General features: G+C 65.6%; 15 protein-coding genes. 6 read left to right on the top strand and 9 right to left on the bottom strand.

The annotated features are described in order from the left end of the window. Positions 1–16 precede the first annotated feature (16 nt). Genes CH281_RS18800 through CH281_RS18810 form a run of 3 tightly spaced genes read right to left on the bottom strand, consistent with a single transcriptional unit; the run spans position 17 to position 2,999 of the window. Positions 17–814 (bottom strand): enoyl-CoA hydratase/isomerase family protein, encoded by a 798-nt coding sequence (locus tag CH281_RS18800; protein ID WP_256983765.1) that lies wholly within the window; start codon positions 812–814, stop codon positions 17–19. Continuing rightward, positions 811–1,740, bottom strand: a complete 930-nt coding sequence (locus tag CH281_RS27405; protein ID WP_094695254.1) for an alpha/beta hydrolase — start codon at positions 1,738–1,740, stop codon at positions 811–813. Before CH281_RS27405 ends, CH281_RS18800 begins: the two co-directional genes overlap by 4 nt. Beyond that, positions 1,737–2,999 carry a cytochrome P450 gene (locus tag CH281_RS18810; RefSeq protein ID WP_094695256.1) on the bottom strand — a complete coding sequence of 421 codons (1,263 nt, stop codon included), beginning with the start codon at positions 2,997–2,999 and terminating at the stop codon, positions 1,737–1,739. Before CH281_RS18810 ends, CH281_RS27405 begins: the two co-directional genes overlap by 4 nt. A 172-nt stretch (positions 3,000–3,171) precedes the next feature. Between CH281_RS18810 and CH281_RS18815 the strand changes: the two genes are divergently transcribed. The 5 genes from CH281_RS18815 (at position 3,172) to CH281_RS18835 (ending at position 6,929) form a co-directional block, all read left to right on the top strand. After that, the gene (locus CH281_RS18815) at positions 3,172–3,366 is read left to right on the top strand and encodes a ferredoxin (RefSeq protein WP_094695258.1); all 195 of its coding nucleotides are present in this window, start codon (positions 3,172–3,174) and stop codon (positions 3,364–3,366) included. Between the two features lie 54 nt (positions 3,367–3,420). Continuing rightward, the gene (locus CH281_RS18820) at positions 3,421–4,284 is read left to right on the top strand and encodes an SDR family NAD(P)-dependent oxidoreductase (protein WP_094695260.1); all 864 of its coding nucleotides are present in this window, start codon (positions 3,421–3,423) and stop codon (positions 4,282–4,284) included. Continuing rightward, positions 4,277–5,131, top strand: coding sequence for an SDR family NAD(P)-dependent oxidoreductase (locus CH281_RS18825; RefSeq protein ID WP_094695262.1), 855 nt, complete (start codon positions 4,277–4,279; stop codon positions 5,129–5,131). The genes CH281_RS18820 and CH281_RS18825 overlap by 8 nt, the downstream gene beginning before the upstream one ends. A gap of 161 nt (positions 5,132–5,292) precedes the next feature. Further along, positions 5,293–5,604 (top strand): 2Fe-2S iron-sulfur cluster-binding protein, encoded by a 312-nt coding sequence (locus CH281_RS18830; protein ID WP_094695368.1) that lies wholly within the window; start codon positions 5,293–5,295, stop codon positions 5,602–5,604. A gap of 71 nt (positions 5,605–5,675) precedes the next feature. Next, positions 5,676–6,929 (top strand): NAD(P)/FAD-dependent oxidoreductase, encoded by a 1,254-nt coding sequence (locus tag CH281_RS18835; protein WP_094695369.1) that lies wholly within the window; start codon positions 5,676–5,678, stop codon positions 6,927–6,929. Between the two features lie 32 nt (positions 6,930–6,961). On the opposite strand, the gene CH281_RS18840 is transcribed toward CH281_RS18835, so the two are convergent. From CH281_RS18840 to CH281_RS18860, 5 genes are all read right to left on the bottom strand, one after another. Next, a complete protein-coding gene (locus CH281_RS18840; protein ID WP_094695264.1) occupies positions 6,962–8,479 on the bottom strand; it encodes a class I adenylate-forming enzyme family protein in 1,518 nt (505 codons plus the stop codon). Then, positions 8,479–9,519 (bottom strand): acyl-CoA dehydrogenase family protein, encoded by a 1,041-nt coding sequence (locus CH281_RS18845; protein ID WP_167326789.1) that lies wholly within the window; start codon positions 9,517–9,519, stop codon positions 8,479–8,481. The genes CH281_RS18840 and CH281_RS18845 overlap by 1 nt, the downstream gene beginning before the upstream one ends. Positions 9,520–9,529: 10 nt before the next feature. Next, a complete protein-coding gene (locus tag CH281_RS18850; protein WP_094695268.1) occupies positions 9,530–10,705 on the bottom strand; it encodes an acyl-CoA dehydrogenase family protein in 1,176 nt (391 codons plus the stop codon). 63 nt (positions 10,706–10,768) lie between these two features. Beyond that, complete coding sequence (locus CH281_RS18855; RefSeq protein ID WP_167326788.1) at positions 10,769–11,365, bottom strand: nuclear transport factor 2 family protein; 597 nt, start codon at positions 11,363–11,365, stop codon at positions 10,769–10,771. A 123-nt stretch (positions 11,366–11,488) separates the two neighbouring features. Beyond that, on the bottom strand, positions 11,489–11,845 hold the full coding sequence (locus CH281_RS18860) for a DUF4286 family protein (protein ID WP_094695272.1): 357 nt from the start codon (positions 11,843–11,845) through the stop codon (positions 11,489–11,491). 82 nt (positions 11,846–11,927) lie between these two features. On the opposite strand from CH281_RS18860, the gene CH281_RS18865 reads away from it, so the two are divergent. Then, a complete protein-coding gene (locus tag CH281_RS18865; RefSeq protein ID WP_167326819.1) occupies positions 11,928–12,767 on the top strand; it encodes a mycofactocin-coupled SDR family oxidoreductase in 840 nt (279 codons plus the stop codon). A gap of 37 nt (positions 12,768–12,804) precedes the next feature. Here the strand turns inward: CH281_RS18865 and CH281_RS18870 are convergent, their stop codons facing one another. Further along, positions 12,805–14,271 carry an aldehyde dehydrogenase family protein gene (locus tag CH281_RS18870; protein WP_167326787.1) on the bottom strand — a complete coding sequence of 489 codons (1,467 nt, stop codon included), beginning with the start codon at positions 14,269–14,271 and terminating at the stop codon, positions 12,805–12,807. Positions 14,272–14,273: the final 2 nt, after the last annotated feature.

Raw genomic sequence — 14,273 nt, forward strand, 5'->3', positions numbered from 1 at the left:
AGATCCTGTTCCTGGCTCAATCGTCCTGATCCGCTGTGGCGGCCTCCTGTGCGAGCCGCACGGAATCGAGTATCGCGAGGCCTTCGACGGCCAGACCGTTACTGAGACTTTCGTCGATGAGCCGCTTCAGTCGGCCGGTGAGCACTACTCGGGTGTAGCGCATCTGGAGGACGGGTCGTGCAGCCAATTCGCGCGCGAGTTCGCGCGCCCTCGGCATCAGCTCCCCCGCGGGCATGACCTCGTTGACGACACCGAGGTCGAGCGCTTCCGCCGCTGACAACACCTGACCGGTGAGCAGAAAGTATCGTCCACGGTTCGGGCCGAGCAGCTCCTGCCACACCACCTGGACGCCGTCTCCGGGGACCGAGCCGGCCAGAACGTGCGCCTTGTCCTGCAGGATCGCGCTCTCGGATGCGAGCGTGACATCCGACAGGAGCGCGAGCTCGGCATGGATCGTCGCGGCCCCGTTCACCACCCCGATGACGGGGATCTCGATGTCGAGCAGCCGCCGGAGCAGATGTTTGCCCTCGTAATAGATGACGTCCCACATCTGGGCGTCCGCCGTGCGCTCGTCCCAGGCGAAGACGTCGATAAAGCTGTCCCCCGTGCCCGTCAGAATCATCACGCGGTTGTCGCGGTCGTCCGCGATGTCCACGAACGCCCGCACCCAGTCGTGGTGGTGCTGCGGCGAGTACCTGACCGGGCCGTCGTCACTGTGCAGCCTGACCGTCAGGACGCCCAGATCGTCGCGATCGAAGGCGATCGTGGGGTAGGCGTCGAAGTAGGCAGGCCGGTCGTGGTCCGCGTGGGTCACCGGTCGGTGTCCGATGCGGACGTCGGCTCGAGGGCCTTCTGCTTCTCGGCGACCGTCGAACCCAGGTGGGTCCGGAAGAACGTCGTCGCCACGGCCAACGACGCCACGAGCCCCGGCCCACCGTAGAACGCCATGCCCTCGAACGGCAGCACCGTCAGCTCTTTCGGCTCCTCGAGGGCAGCGTGCACGTCCAGCGCCATCGAGAACGGATGGATCACGTCGTAGCCACTTCCTGCGATGACGAGGGCCGGACGCGGAGCGATCTCCCGGGCGAATGCGAGCGGCCGCCATTCGGCCACCTTCTCGAGCGACTCGAGCGCCATCGGCACCGAGGTGGTCATCGACGTGTCACGGGGCCCCTTCCACGGCAGAACTGCTCGTTCGCCCGACAGACCGATCGACGGAATCGTGCCGGAGGGACGACCGGCGAACCTGCCGCGGCGGTCGGCCTCGAGCTCGTCGAGCAGTTCCTCCCATTGGCTCGGGTTCCGTAACACCTGCAGCCACCCACGGCCGTCGGAGACCGGCACCTGGGCCACGACGGCCTTGACCCGGCGATCGACACCCGCGACGTGGATGACGGTGCCGCCGGAGAAGCTCGTCCCCCAGATCCCGATTCGGTCCGCGTCGACCTCGGGTCGTGACTGGAGGTAGCTGATCGCGTTGCGGTAGTCCTCGACCTTGTCGAGTGGAAAGTTCTTCTCGCGCGGTTCGCCCTCCGACTCTCCGAAGTAGCGGTAGTCGATCGACAGCGCGGCGAATCCCGCCGCGGCGAAGTGCCGGCCCTGCTGCACCAGCGATGTCTTACCCAAACCGAAGCCGTGTCCGAGCACGATGCCGGGCAGCTCTGCGTCGGGGTCGGCGCCCTCCGGCAGGTAGAGATCTGCCGCGCACTCCAGGCCGAGACTGTCGAAGGTCACCTTCATGCGGATGCTCCCGGATCGACGGCTCTGGGCGTCACGACCAGTGGCAGGTGGATGATGCCCGACGAGCCGGCCGGTCGGTACACGATCTCCGCACCCTCGGCGAGCTCGAAGTCCTCCGTCTCGGCGAACCACTCGCGCATCACGATCTGCAGCTGCATCCTCGCCAGGTGGGATCCGACGCACCGGTGGGGACCGATCCCGAATGCGAGGTGCTTGATACCTTCACGGGTGAAGTCGACGGTGTCCGCGTGCTCGACGAGTGACTCGTCACGCGATCCGGACGCGAGGGCGTAGAGAACGGTCTCTCCCTTCTTGATGAGCACGCCGCCGACCTCGACGTCGGCCTGCGCCACTCGGTTGCCCGAGATGAAGCTGTGCGTACGCATCAGCTCCTCGATCGCGTTGGGGACGAGCGACGGATCCTCGTACAACTGCCGACGATGCTCGGGGTGCGTCGCGAGGAACGAGAAGCAAAAGGACAGCGCACTCGTGACGGTGTCCAGACCGGCGATGAACAGCTGGTAGCACATGTCCAGCGTCTCGTCGGGGGTCATGCGGCGACCGTGCACCTCGGACTGGGTGAACATCGAGATCAGGTCATCGACAGGATTCTCGAGCCGGTCGGCGATCAGCCCTTCGAGGTAGGCCTGAATCTTGAGCCCCGCCTCCAACCGGAGCGTGGCGCTGTCGCCGTGCTGGCTCCCGTGGATCAGGTCGGTCTCCCACTGCAAAAAGGTGGTTGCCTGCTCGATGGGCAGACCGAACAATCGGCAGAACACCGTCGTGGGCATCGGCTGGGCGAAGTCACGGAAGAACTCGCACGAACCGTTGTCGAGGATCGGCTGGAGCAGCTCCTTGACGTCGGTCGTGATGGCCGGTGCCAGGTCGCGGACCTTGACCGGCGACAACGCCTTGGCCTCGACGGTCTTGTACGGCATGTGCAGCGGCGGGTCGAGCTCGACCGGGATGAGCTTGCGGGGCCACACACTTTTGCCCGGGAAGCTCATGTGCTCGTTCTTGAAGCCTTCGGCGTCCTGGAGCACGGTCTTGATGTCGTCGAAACGGGTCAGGACCCAGAACCCTCCGAAGACAGGACTCCAGAAGGTGGGGTGGTCGCTACGACGGATCTCGTCGTAGAACGTCACCGGATTCGCCTTCAGACCGGGCTCGTTGAAATGGTCGAACACCCTGACCAGCTCCGCTGGTACGTGATCGGGCACGTCGAAGTCAGGACTTTCTGTGACAGTCGCGTCGGTCATGACGTCTCCTTCATATGTCGAAGTGATTAGAGGATGCCTTTTTGCGATAGAAGCGGGTATCCAGCCGACCCTGGGTGGATTTGGAGCAACATCAGCGTAATGTATCCCGCATCACAGTATCCTCAATTGTCTGGTCGACTTCGCCCGGACTGAACGCCACCCAGGAGGAACAGTGAAGATCGTCGTCGAGAACGCCAAGTGCCAAGGGCACGGACGCTGCTACACCGAAGCCCCGGCCGTGTACTCCTCGGACGAAATCGGCTACATCGCCCAGGAAGGCTCGAACGAGGTCGCCCCGGGACACGAGCCGCAGGCACGAATCGGTGCCGGCGCATGCCCCGAGGCCGCCATCCGCGTGGTCGAGTAGCGCCAACGACACCCGGCGTCGGTCTGGCGCCGATCCACCAACACGAAAGACACCATGAACCGACTTCGAAACAAGGTCATGCTCATCACGGGTGCCGGATCGGGCCTCGGGCGAGAAACGGCCCTCCTCGCAGCTCAGGAAGGAGCCAAGGTCGTCGTGACCGACAAAATCGAGGCGCGGATCGCGCCGGTCGTCGAGGCGATCGAAGCCGCAGGCGGCACCGCATCGGGCATTCGAGTCGATGTCACCAGTGAGTCCGACATCGAAGCCGGCGTGGCCCACGCGGTCGAGACCTACGGGCGGCTCGACGTCGCGCACGCCAACGCCGGTGTGACTGTTCCCGGCTTCGGTTCCGTCGCGTTCGAGGACGTCACCGTCGAGGACTGGAACACCGTCAACGATGTGAACTTCCTCGGCGTCTTCCTCACGATCAAGCACGCGGTCCGCGCCATGAAGACCACCGGCGGAGGAAGCATCGTCGTCACCACCTCGGCCTCCGCCCTCGTGGCCTACCCGGGTTTCGGCGCGTACGTCGCCGGCAAGACGGGTGCGATCGGAATCGTGCGTGCCGCCGCGTACGACTTCGGCAAGTACGGCATTCGCGTCAACGCGACCTGCCCCACCCACGGCATGTCGGCAAACTTCGGGCAGGACCCCGAGGCACCGGTGCTCGGTCGGTCGTACGAGCAGATGGCCGGCCCCTGGGACCCCACCCACGCGGTCATGCCGCTCCGGATCCCGGAACCGCCCAGCATCGCCCACAACGCCTGGCCCGTCATCTTTCTGGCTAGCGACGAGTCCCAGTACATGTCCGGGACTGCAATACCGACCGGTGACGGCGGCCAGCACGCGCGCGTATCCATCCCGTTCCCCGACCGGTGGACCCTGAGCGACGAGACTCCGACCGCCGATGTTTGACCTCAGCGCCCAGTCGGTCGTCGTCACCGGTGGAGGGACCGGTCTGGGCCGGGCCATCACACTCGCGATGGCGCGCTCGGGTGCCACCGTGTTCATCGCCGGTCGCCGTCCTGACGCCCTTTACTCCGTCGCCGCACTGGCGTCGGCCGAAGGTCTGGTCGTCGTCCCCGTCCCTACAGACATCTCCGAGCGATCGGAGGTCGAGGCGCTGGTCCAGACCGTCCTGGACCGCACGGGACGGCTCGACACCTTTGTCAACAACGCGGGCGGTGCCGACCGGGACGACACGGGACCACTCATCGATCTCGACGTCGACCAGTTCGAGCGAGTCATCTCGCTGAACCTGACATGGACGTTCTTCGCTGCCCAGAGCGCGGCAAGAGCCATGACGCGCGGCGGTTCGATCATCAACATCACCTCTCGCAGCGCCACGGGTGCCAATCCCATGACGGGCCAGTACGGCGCCGCCAAGGCCGCAATCGAGAATCTCACGCGCACGATGGCCGTGGAATGGGGCCACCGGGGGATCCGCGTCAACGCCGTTGCCCCGGGTCTGGTGATCACGGAGAACAATTCGCAGGTCTACCTCACCGTGTCCCGTTTACGGCGCCAATTGGCCACCGTTCCACTGCAGCGTCTGGGCCGTCCCGACGACGTCGGTCCTGCGTGCGTCTACCTGGCATCCGACGAGGCCCAGTGGGTCTCAGGCGTCGTCGTTCCGGTCAATGGCGGCAGCACGATCCCGGTGGGTCTGCTGACGTACCTCCATCACCGCAACTCCGAGGTGATGGATGCAGCGGCGTTTCAGGAAAACTTCGACCTTTCGAGAAAAGAGGGTGAGGATTAGCAGAACTGCACCTACACTCGACACACGACGCGTGACCGTGGTCACGCGGGCCACACCTCGGAGAGGTCGGCCTTGTCCCGGATCCTGGTGACGGCCACAACAGGCCCCGACCCATCGACATGTACTTGTTCCCTGCACCTTTCGATCTCGAGGAGACCTCCATGCCCCGTGTGACCTTCATCCAGGCAAATGGACGCGAAGACGTCGTCGACGTCGTCGACGACACCTCCGTCATGCAGTCAGCAATGGACAACCTGGTCTCCGGCATCATCGCTGACTGTGGGGGCGAGCTGACGTGTGCGACGTGCCACGTCTACGTCGACGACCAGTCGTCCTTCGAGCCGCCCACCGCCGAGGAGGCCGACATGTTGGAGTGTGCCGTCGACCCTGAGCCGGAGAGCCGGTTGAGTTGCCAGCTGATCCTGCGGGGCGAGACCTCCACGTTCGTCCGCGTGCCCGCCTCGCAGCTCTGACGTCTCCGGCCGTCACGGCCTTGAACCCACCCACCCATCTCGACCAGCTGGACGGATCAATCGTGAGCAACATGCACAAAAGGGACGTACTCGTCATAGGAGGCGGGCAGGGCGGCGGCGAGGCCGCGGTGTCGCTGCGACGTCTCGGCTACACCGGCACGATTCTCGTAGCCGGCGACGAGCCCCTTCTTCCCTATCGCCGCCCCCCGCTCTCGAAGGGACTGCTGACCGGCGAGGTGGAGCTGGACGATCTTTTCGATCGTCACGCCGCAGCCTACGAATCGGCCGGCATCGACACCCTGCTGGGAGCGCGTGCCGTCGAGATCGACACGACCGATCGGGTCGTCACGTTCGCCGATGGTAGAACTGTGACCTACGAGACCCTGGTCCTCGCCACGGGTGCGCGAGCGCGGACCCTGGCGTCGATCGGTATCGCTGTGCCTGACGACGCACCGAACCTGCACTACCTGCGCTCGGTGGCCGATGCCGAGAAGCTGCGTCCGCAGCTGCACGCGGGGGCTCGCCTCGTCGTGGTCGGCGGAGGTTATGTCGGCTTGGAGGTCGCCGCGTCCTCGCGCAGCCGTGGCTTGGCCGTCACGGTGATAGAGGGACAGGACCGTCTGCTGGCACGCGTGACGGCGCCGGTGGTATCCGAGTTCTATCGCCGAGTACATCACGACGAAGGCGTCGACATCCTGCTCGACACCTCGGTCGCCGGGTTCACGTTCGCGCCGGACGGTCGTATCACCGAGGTGCTGTGCGACGACGGAACGTTGCTGCCGTGCGATCTTGTTGTGGCCGGTATCGGCGGAGTCGCCAACGTCGAGCTGGCTGCTGCGGCCGGGCTGCTCGTGGAGAACGGCATCGTTGTCGACGAACACTGCCGGACGAGTGATCCGCACGTCTTGGCGATCGGCGACTGCGCCGCCTTTCCCTCCGTGCACGCCGGGACCACTATTCGTCTGGAGTCGGTGCCGAACGCGCTCGAGCACGCTCGGGTGGCGGCAGCTACCGTGATGAAGGCCGCAGCGCCGACCCAGTCGCCTCCGTGGTTCTGGTCGGACCAGTACGACCTGAAGCTCCAGATGGTGGGGCTCTCGGCCGGCCACGATCAGGTCGCCGTGCGGGGTGACATGAGCACCCGGAGCTTCATCGCCTTCTATCTGCGTGGGGGCATCGTGGTCGCGGCGGACGCCGTCAACTGTTCACGTGACTTCGGATGGTGCAAGAAGATCGTAGCGCTGCAGCACGGGTTCTCTGTGGATCAGCTGCAAGACACCGACGCCGCACTCAAAGATATTGCACGCGGAGTCTCGGCCGTCTGACCGGTCGAGTCCGCCACGTCTTCCCGCCAACTTCAGGTGGACGAGCTCTCGATCGACGCAGCTCGCGCGGCGCGGCGATCGGGTTTTTGGACGGTCGTCAGCGGAACCTCACGAATGCGGACGAGCGACTTCGGTAGCTTGTAGCCGGCGAGGTAAGGCCGCGCGAACTCACGCAACGCCTCGAGTTCGACGTCCCCGCCCTCGGCGCAGACGACTCCGACCTCGACCCGTTCGCCCCAGTACTCGTCGGGCACGCCGTAGACGATGACGTCATGGACCGCCTGGTGGCGGCGTAGAACGTCCTCGACCTCGGTGGGGAACACGTTCTCCCCGCCGGTGATGACCATCTCCTTCAGACGACCGCTGATGGAGAACCAGCCGTCATCGTCGACCGCACCGAGATCTCCGGTATGAATCCCTTCAGCGGTGTAAGTCGCCTCCGTTTCGTCGGGTCTACCCCAGTACCCGCGGCTCTGCCAGGGGGCGCTGACCACGATCTCGCCCACCTCCCCGGAGTCGGCCTCGGTGCCGTCCGCGCGTAGGATTCGCGCCTCGGCTCCTGGGTGAGGTCGACCGATGCCGGTCAGCCGCCCGGCGACCAGGTCTTCGTGCTCCACGCCGATGAGCGGTCCGAACTCGGTGGCTCCGTACCCCGTGCGGATCTCTGCGGTGGGGTAGTCGAGCATGACCTGCGCGATGAAATCGGCGTTTGCTGCCATCGAGCCCAGTCGGATTGCTCGCATACTGGCGCGAGGAGTCGACTCGAATAACTCGTGGGACTTGATGGCCGCGAACATCGTCGGTGCGCCGGTGATCCGAGTGGCACCTCGGGCGATGGCCTCGAGCGCGAGAGTCACGTCGAACTTGCGTAGAATGTGCACTGTTCCGCCTGCGAACAGCCGTGACAGCAGGTTTGTGCCCAGGGCAATATGAAAGAACGGCGCGAAGTACAGCTCGACGTCGAACCTCGTTCCCGGGTTCGATGCGGCCGACGTGTTCAACCATAGCCACAGGCCACGCTGGTCATACCAGACTCCCTTGGGAATTCCGGTCGTCCCCCCTGTTGCGAAGATGATTGCGGGTGAGTCCTCGGAGACAGGCGCGAACACAGCCGGCTCGCCGGCCAAGGGTGCCAACCGTGCCGGCAGGTCCGCCGTCGAGTGCGACGCCGCCAGCACGACGACGTCGTAGCCGGTGGCCCGTGCCGTCTCGATATGTGTGTGGTCGGTGATGACCAGAGAAGGCTGGATGGGTTCGAGGAAGGCCGCGATTTCGTACGGAGTCAGACGGGTGTTGAGCGGCACCGGCACCAGGCCGGCTCCGAGCGCACCCAGGACCACAGTCACGTAGGTCGTCGACGGCTCCATGGCGATTGCGATGCGGTCGCCCGCCGCCAGCCCCATGCTGCGCAGCGCCGCGGCAACACCGTCCATGCCGTCGATCATCTCGGTCCATGTCGTGCGCCCCCACGGATCGATCAGTGAGATCTGGTGACCTCGCCGCTTGGCGATCGCTCGCAGCCTCGCCGGGACGTTCAGCGGGCCTGACATCAGTACTCTCCGCGCAGGCTCAGGCCCTGCTGGCTGCCGATTCCGAGGATGCCCGGGTAGCCGTCGTTGACCTGAGTGGCCTGGTGGCGGGAATCCCCCCACACCGTGTCGATGATCCGAACGCGCTTGAAGAACAGGTGCGCGTCGTGCTCGCCTGTGAAACCGATGCCGCCGAGATTCTGGATGTTGTCCTTCGCGCTGGCTGCCGCACCGGTGCCGGCGACCGTCTTGGCGGTTGCAGCAACATAGGGGCCGTCGACCCGACCTGCATCGATGCACAAACCCGCCATGCGGGCCAGCGAAGTCGACGACCACGCACGGACTGCCATGTCGGCACATCGCCGAGACACGGCCTGGAAACTGCCGATGGGTTTCCCGAACTGTGTCCGGTTCTTGCAGTACTCGACCGACATGTCACGCATGGCTTGAAGCATGCCGGCGAGCTGCGCCGCAGTCAGCACGGCCGCTCGGGAGTGCAGAGCCTTCACGGTCGCGTCGTCACCGGTGATCAGCGCATCGGACTCGGGACGCCGTACGCGCCCGAGGGTCGTCCCGGGATCCAACGACGCGATTTCCTCCAGGTCGTCGGGCGTACGGATCAGCGAGACGGCGTCCGCAGACCACAGCAGCAGATAGTCGGTGTCGATGCCATCGACCACCACGAGCGGCTCGTCGTCGCCACGAGCGATTGCCAGCCCGGCGCGATGCCCGCCGGAGATCAGCTGCTCGACGAGATCGGCCGCTTCGTTCGCGACGGCCAGCTGTGTCGCGAGCATCGTCGGCAGGTACGGCCCACTCACGAGACCGCGACCAAGTTCCTCGAAGAGGAAGGTCTCGTCCGCCAGACCGAGTCCTACCCCGCCCAAGCTCTCCGGGACACCGAGCGCAAGCCATCCCATGTCAGCCGTCCGCGCCCAGGTTCTTGTGTGACCGTCGGCGTTTGCCGTTCGGTGCAGCATCGACAGAGGCAACTCGGCCTCGATGAACTTGCGGACTGTCGCGGCGAGATCGATCTGATCTTGCGTGGGTTCGAGGTTCACAGTTTCTCCGTTAGCGGGGCAGTCCGAGGACGCGGTTGGCAATGATGTTGCGCTGGATGTCCGATGTGCCGGCTCCGATCGTTGCGGATGGCGAGTACAGCCACTCCCCCGACCACGCCTGCGGCGTAAACGGAATTTTGTAATCGAGCGCTTCGAGCCCCACGACATCCATAGCCAATGCTCGTACGTTCTGCTCGAGTTCGGCAAACAGCAAACGCGACATCGATCCCTCTGGTCCCGGCTTGCCGGTCACCCGATTACGCGAAACTGCCGCGTACGTCACGGCTCGTAGAGCCGCGAGTTCGGACCGGGCCGACGCGATACGACGGTAGATCTCGTCGTCCTCGATCGCAGCGCGCTTACCGTCGGGTCCCGTGTGGTTCGCGGCGTGGTCGACGACTTCGTCGAGGTATCGGGAGAGCCGGATCTGCTCGACCACGAAACCGGCACCGCGCTCGAACGAGAGCGTCGACATGGCCGTGGCCCAGCCGTTGCCGATGCCACCCACGACGTTCGCGAGGGGAATGCGGACATCGTCGTAGAAGACTTCGCAGAAGTGCGGGATACCAGCCATCGTCATGATGGGGCGCACCTCGATACCGGGTGTGTTCATGTCACAGATGACCCAGGTGAGGCCTCTGTGGCGGCTGCTCGGGTCGCTGTCGGTTCGGACCAATAGCTCCTGGAAGTCGCCGTGTTGCCCGTGGGTCGTCCAGATCTTCTGGCCGTTGACGACGAGGTCGTCGCCGTCGACACGTCCCGTGGTCCGGACACCGGCGAGGTCGGAACCCGCCGACGGCTCGGAGAAACCCTGGCACCAAATCGACTCGCCCCGCAGGATCTTGGGCAAGTGCGTCTGCTGCTGCTCAGGCGTGCCGTTCATGATCAGTGTGGGTCCGGCGTGACTCGTCGCGACCCAGAACACGCCGATGTGCGGGGCTCCTGACAGGGCGTATTGCTCCCACCAGATCAGCTGCTGGAGGAGGGAGAGTCCGCGGCCTCCGTGGTCGACGGGCCACGACACGCCCGCCCAGCCTCCGTCGAACGTGCAACGCTGCCATGCACGGTCGAAGTCGACCATGGACTCGCCGGTCGGTGGGCGCTCATCGGTAGGCACGTGGGCGCGCAGCCAGGAGGCCGCGTCATCCCGGAAGTCGGCATCAGCCTGGTCCAAGTCGATCTGCATTAATTGAGCATACTCTTCTCGCGTCAGGTCGTCTCACGAAGGACCGACCGAACTCAGCGCATCTCAGCTCGGCCGGCCCGCGGACCCGAACGGATTGACACTGACGTCGTCGGGCTCTGCGCCATTCATAGTCGTGCTGACCACCTGATACGCCAAAGGATCTCCCACTTCACGATTGAGCCGTTCCTGGATTTTCCAGCTGCCGTCGATGCGACGCAGCGTCCAATGGTTGAAGTTCGCGCCGCTTATGTTGATGGCCGGCTTGACCGGTCGGGCGCTACGCGTGCGCCGGCTGTCCTCGTCACTCTTGACGATGACGAGCGAGTAGCCCTCGGCGATTGCGTCGTCGCCGTTGATGTGCAGGATCAGCGGTCCGGTCAGCGCATGATGCTGGCAGTTGCCTTGCTGCTCGACGTGCGGGGTGTCGGTGATGAACTCCCAGATCTCCTCGTGCCCGACGTATGCGGTTCGCCCGTCGCGCGGCGCACCGAAACGCCCCTCACCGAGGTTGACGCGCCCGTCTTCGGCGTAAAGGTCGACATAGGAGGCGGCGTACCCCAGGTCGGCCGCGAACGCGTACCGCGACAGAAGCCGGCGGATCTCCGCCTCGTCCTCTAGTCGCCTCACACGCCGCAGCAGGTCGTCCAGGCCGTCGGTCATCTCGTACCCCATATTCGTCAGGGCCGGACCCGGAGCGTCGTCCGTCGTCCGGCAGTTTCGCGTGATGGTAGACACACGCGGGAAAAAAGTGCACCTAATAAGTGTTCCGACCTGCTGTTGCGGTCAGTCACCACGGTTCGAAGCGAGGACCTTGCTACCCAAGGAAGTGAGCAGCAAAGACCCACTTCCGGGGACCATTGCGTCCGTGAGTTCTATGCGACCGCCTACCACCGCAGCGCGCAGCCGGTCGATGGCTGCCACCGGATCTCCACTCACTTCGTAGAGCACCGAGTACTCGTACGGCGGCGTCGGGACGTCGGGTTGATCCAGTGCAGTCGACCGCTTGAACCGCTGCGCGGACTCGAAGCCGTCGATCGACAGCACGTCCGGGACATGCGTCGAGTCGTACCACTCGTTGAACTCGTCGTCGCGTCCTTCGACGGCATTGGTCTGGACGATGTAGAGGGACATGCCATCCATGGTGCTCCTTCGTTACTGTCCGTACGATCTAGGTATTCAGTACACTCTACGCGTCCGCGTGGCACAAAACGAGGAGCACATCATGGGCCGACTCGAGCGCAAGATTGCATTGATCACCGGGAGCGGGCGCGGCCAAGGCCGCTCCCACGCACTGAAGCTGGCCGCCGAAGGGGCCGACATCATCGGCATCGACATCTGTGAGCAGATCGACGGGGTGCCATACCCGTTGTCGACGCCGGACGATCTGGCAGAAACGGTGCGCGGTGTCGAGGCGCTCGGTCGACGTATGGTCGCTCGACGAGCTGATGTCCGTGACTTCACCCAGCTGAAGAAGGCTGTCGACGAAGGGGTGGCCGAGCTGGGGAGGCTCGACATCGTCTGCGCCAACGCCGGCATCACCGGCTCGATGTCGCCGGACGCCGACGCCGAGACGCGCGTACGGATATTCCGTCAGGTGGTCGACGTCAACCTGACCGGCGTCTTCTGCACGGTCGAGGCGACCAAGCAGCACGTGATCGATTCGGGCGACGGCGGTTCCATCATCATCACCAGCTCGATGGCCGGACTGCGTGCGCTCGGTGCCGGAGGGGGCTACGGGGAGTCCAAGCACGGGCTCGTGGGCATGATGCGCTCGTACGCCCACGAGCTCGCCCCGCACATGATTCGGGTCAACACCGTCCACCCCGGCAACGTCAGGACTCCGATGATTATGCACGACGCGCTGTACCGTGCGTTCCGGCCCGACCTGGCCCATCCGACGGCCGCGGATGCCGAGGTCGCGATGGCCACGATGCACCTGCTGCCGGTCCCCTACACCGAGCCCGAGGACATCAGCAACGCCGTCCTGTTCCTCGCCTCCGACGAGGCGAAGTTCATCACCGGGGTGACCCTGCCGGTCGACGCGGGCGGCACCATCAAGTAGCGCCGCCCGCCCTGACAGGCCCCTCGCCAGGGGCCCGTCAGGCCAGTTGCGCCCCGGCCGGGAGCGCGATCTGCTTGATCTCGAGGAAGCTGTCGAGGCCTGCCGCGCCGCCCTCACGCCCCATCCCCGACTGCTTGTAGCCGCCGAAGGGGAACGACATGTGCGCTCCGAACCCGTTGACGCTGAACGTTCCCGTACGGATTCGACGACCGATCTCGACCCCGGCGGCGATGTCGTGGGTCATCACCGCTCCCGAGAGGCCGAACTGAGAGTCGTTGGCGATCCGGATCGCATCCTCGACGTCCTCGTAGACCATGAGGGCGAACACCGGCCCGAAGACTTCCTCCTGGGCCACCCGCATGTTTGTCGTGACACCGTCCACCAGCGTCGGCGCGATGAAGTAGCCGGGACGATCGAGGGCCTCACCACCGGTGACGATGACTCCCCCGTCGTCCTCGGCGTCCTGGATGCGAGCGAGCACCCGGGTCATCTGGGCCTGCGACGCCAGCGGGCCGTACGTGGTCGCCTCGTCGTCGGGGTCACCGATGACCTGGCTCTCGAACAAATCCTTGAGCGCGTCGCGCCACACGTCGTGACGCTCCTTGCTCACCAGGACGCGGGTGAGGGCGGTGCACACCTGTCCGCTTCCCCCGAGCATCCCGGCCGCGAGGGCCGGCATGACGTCGACCGGCTCGACGTCGTCGAGCACGATCGCCGCCGACTTGCCGCCGAGTTCGAGCGTCATCCTCTGGAGGTTCTTGGCGGCCACACCCATGACAGCCTTGCCGGCCTCGGTGCCGCCGGTGAAGCTCACCATGTCGAGGCCGGGCTGGGCCTGCAGCGCCTCACCGAGCTCGCGGCCGCCCGGCAGGATGCTGACGACGCCCTCCGGCACACCGGCCTCGGCGAGGATGTCCGCGAGCAGGAGCGGCGCGAGCGGCGTCTCCGGCGCGGGCTTCATGACGACCGAGCACCCAGCCAGGAGCGCCGGCGCCAGCTTGAGGGACGCGAGGACGATGGGACCGTTCCACGGCACGACGGCCAGCACGGTGCCCACGGGCTCCTTGCGCAGAAGCACGGTCCGCCCGTCCGGCCCCGTCTCGACCGTCTCCAGCGCTACTTCGTCGCCGCGGCGGGCGTAGTCGCGCCAGATGTCGATGGAGATGTCGTGCACGAACGCCGCGAAGGCTCGGGCGGAGCCGAGGTCGCGCACGACGTACTCGATGAACTGGTCACGGTGCTCGTCCAGCAGATCGGCGACGCGTGTGAGGACCTTGCCTCGCTCTGTGACGTCGAGTCCTGACCACACCCCCTTGTCGAACGCCTCGGCCGCCAGGGCGACGCTGGTCGCCGCGTCCTCGGGGCCGGCCTCGGGGATGTCGGCCACGATCTCGCCGGTCGCCGGGTTCTCCACCTCGATGCGCCGGTCGCCGGTCGGTGCGCGCCACGTGCCGCCGACGAAGATCTGGCTCGTGTGGTGGTGGGGGATGGTGCTGTCGGTCATGA

This window comes from Rhodococcus sp. 06-221-2 (assembly GCF_002258365.1).
Classification (GTDB): Bacteria; Actinomycetota; Actinomycetes; order Mycobacteriales; family Mycobacteriaceae; genus Rhodococcoides; species Rhodococcoides fascians.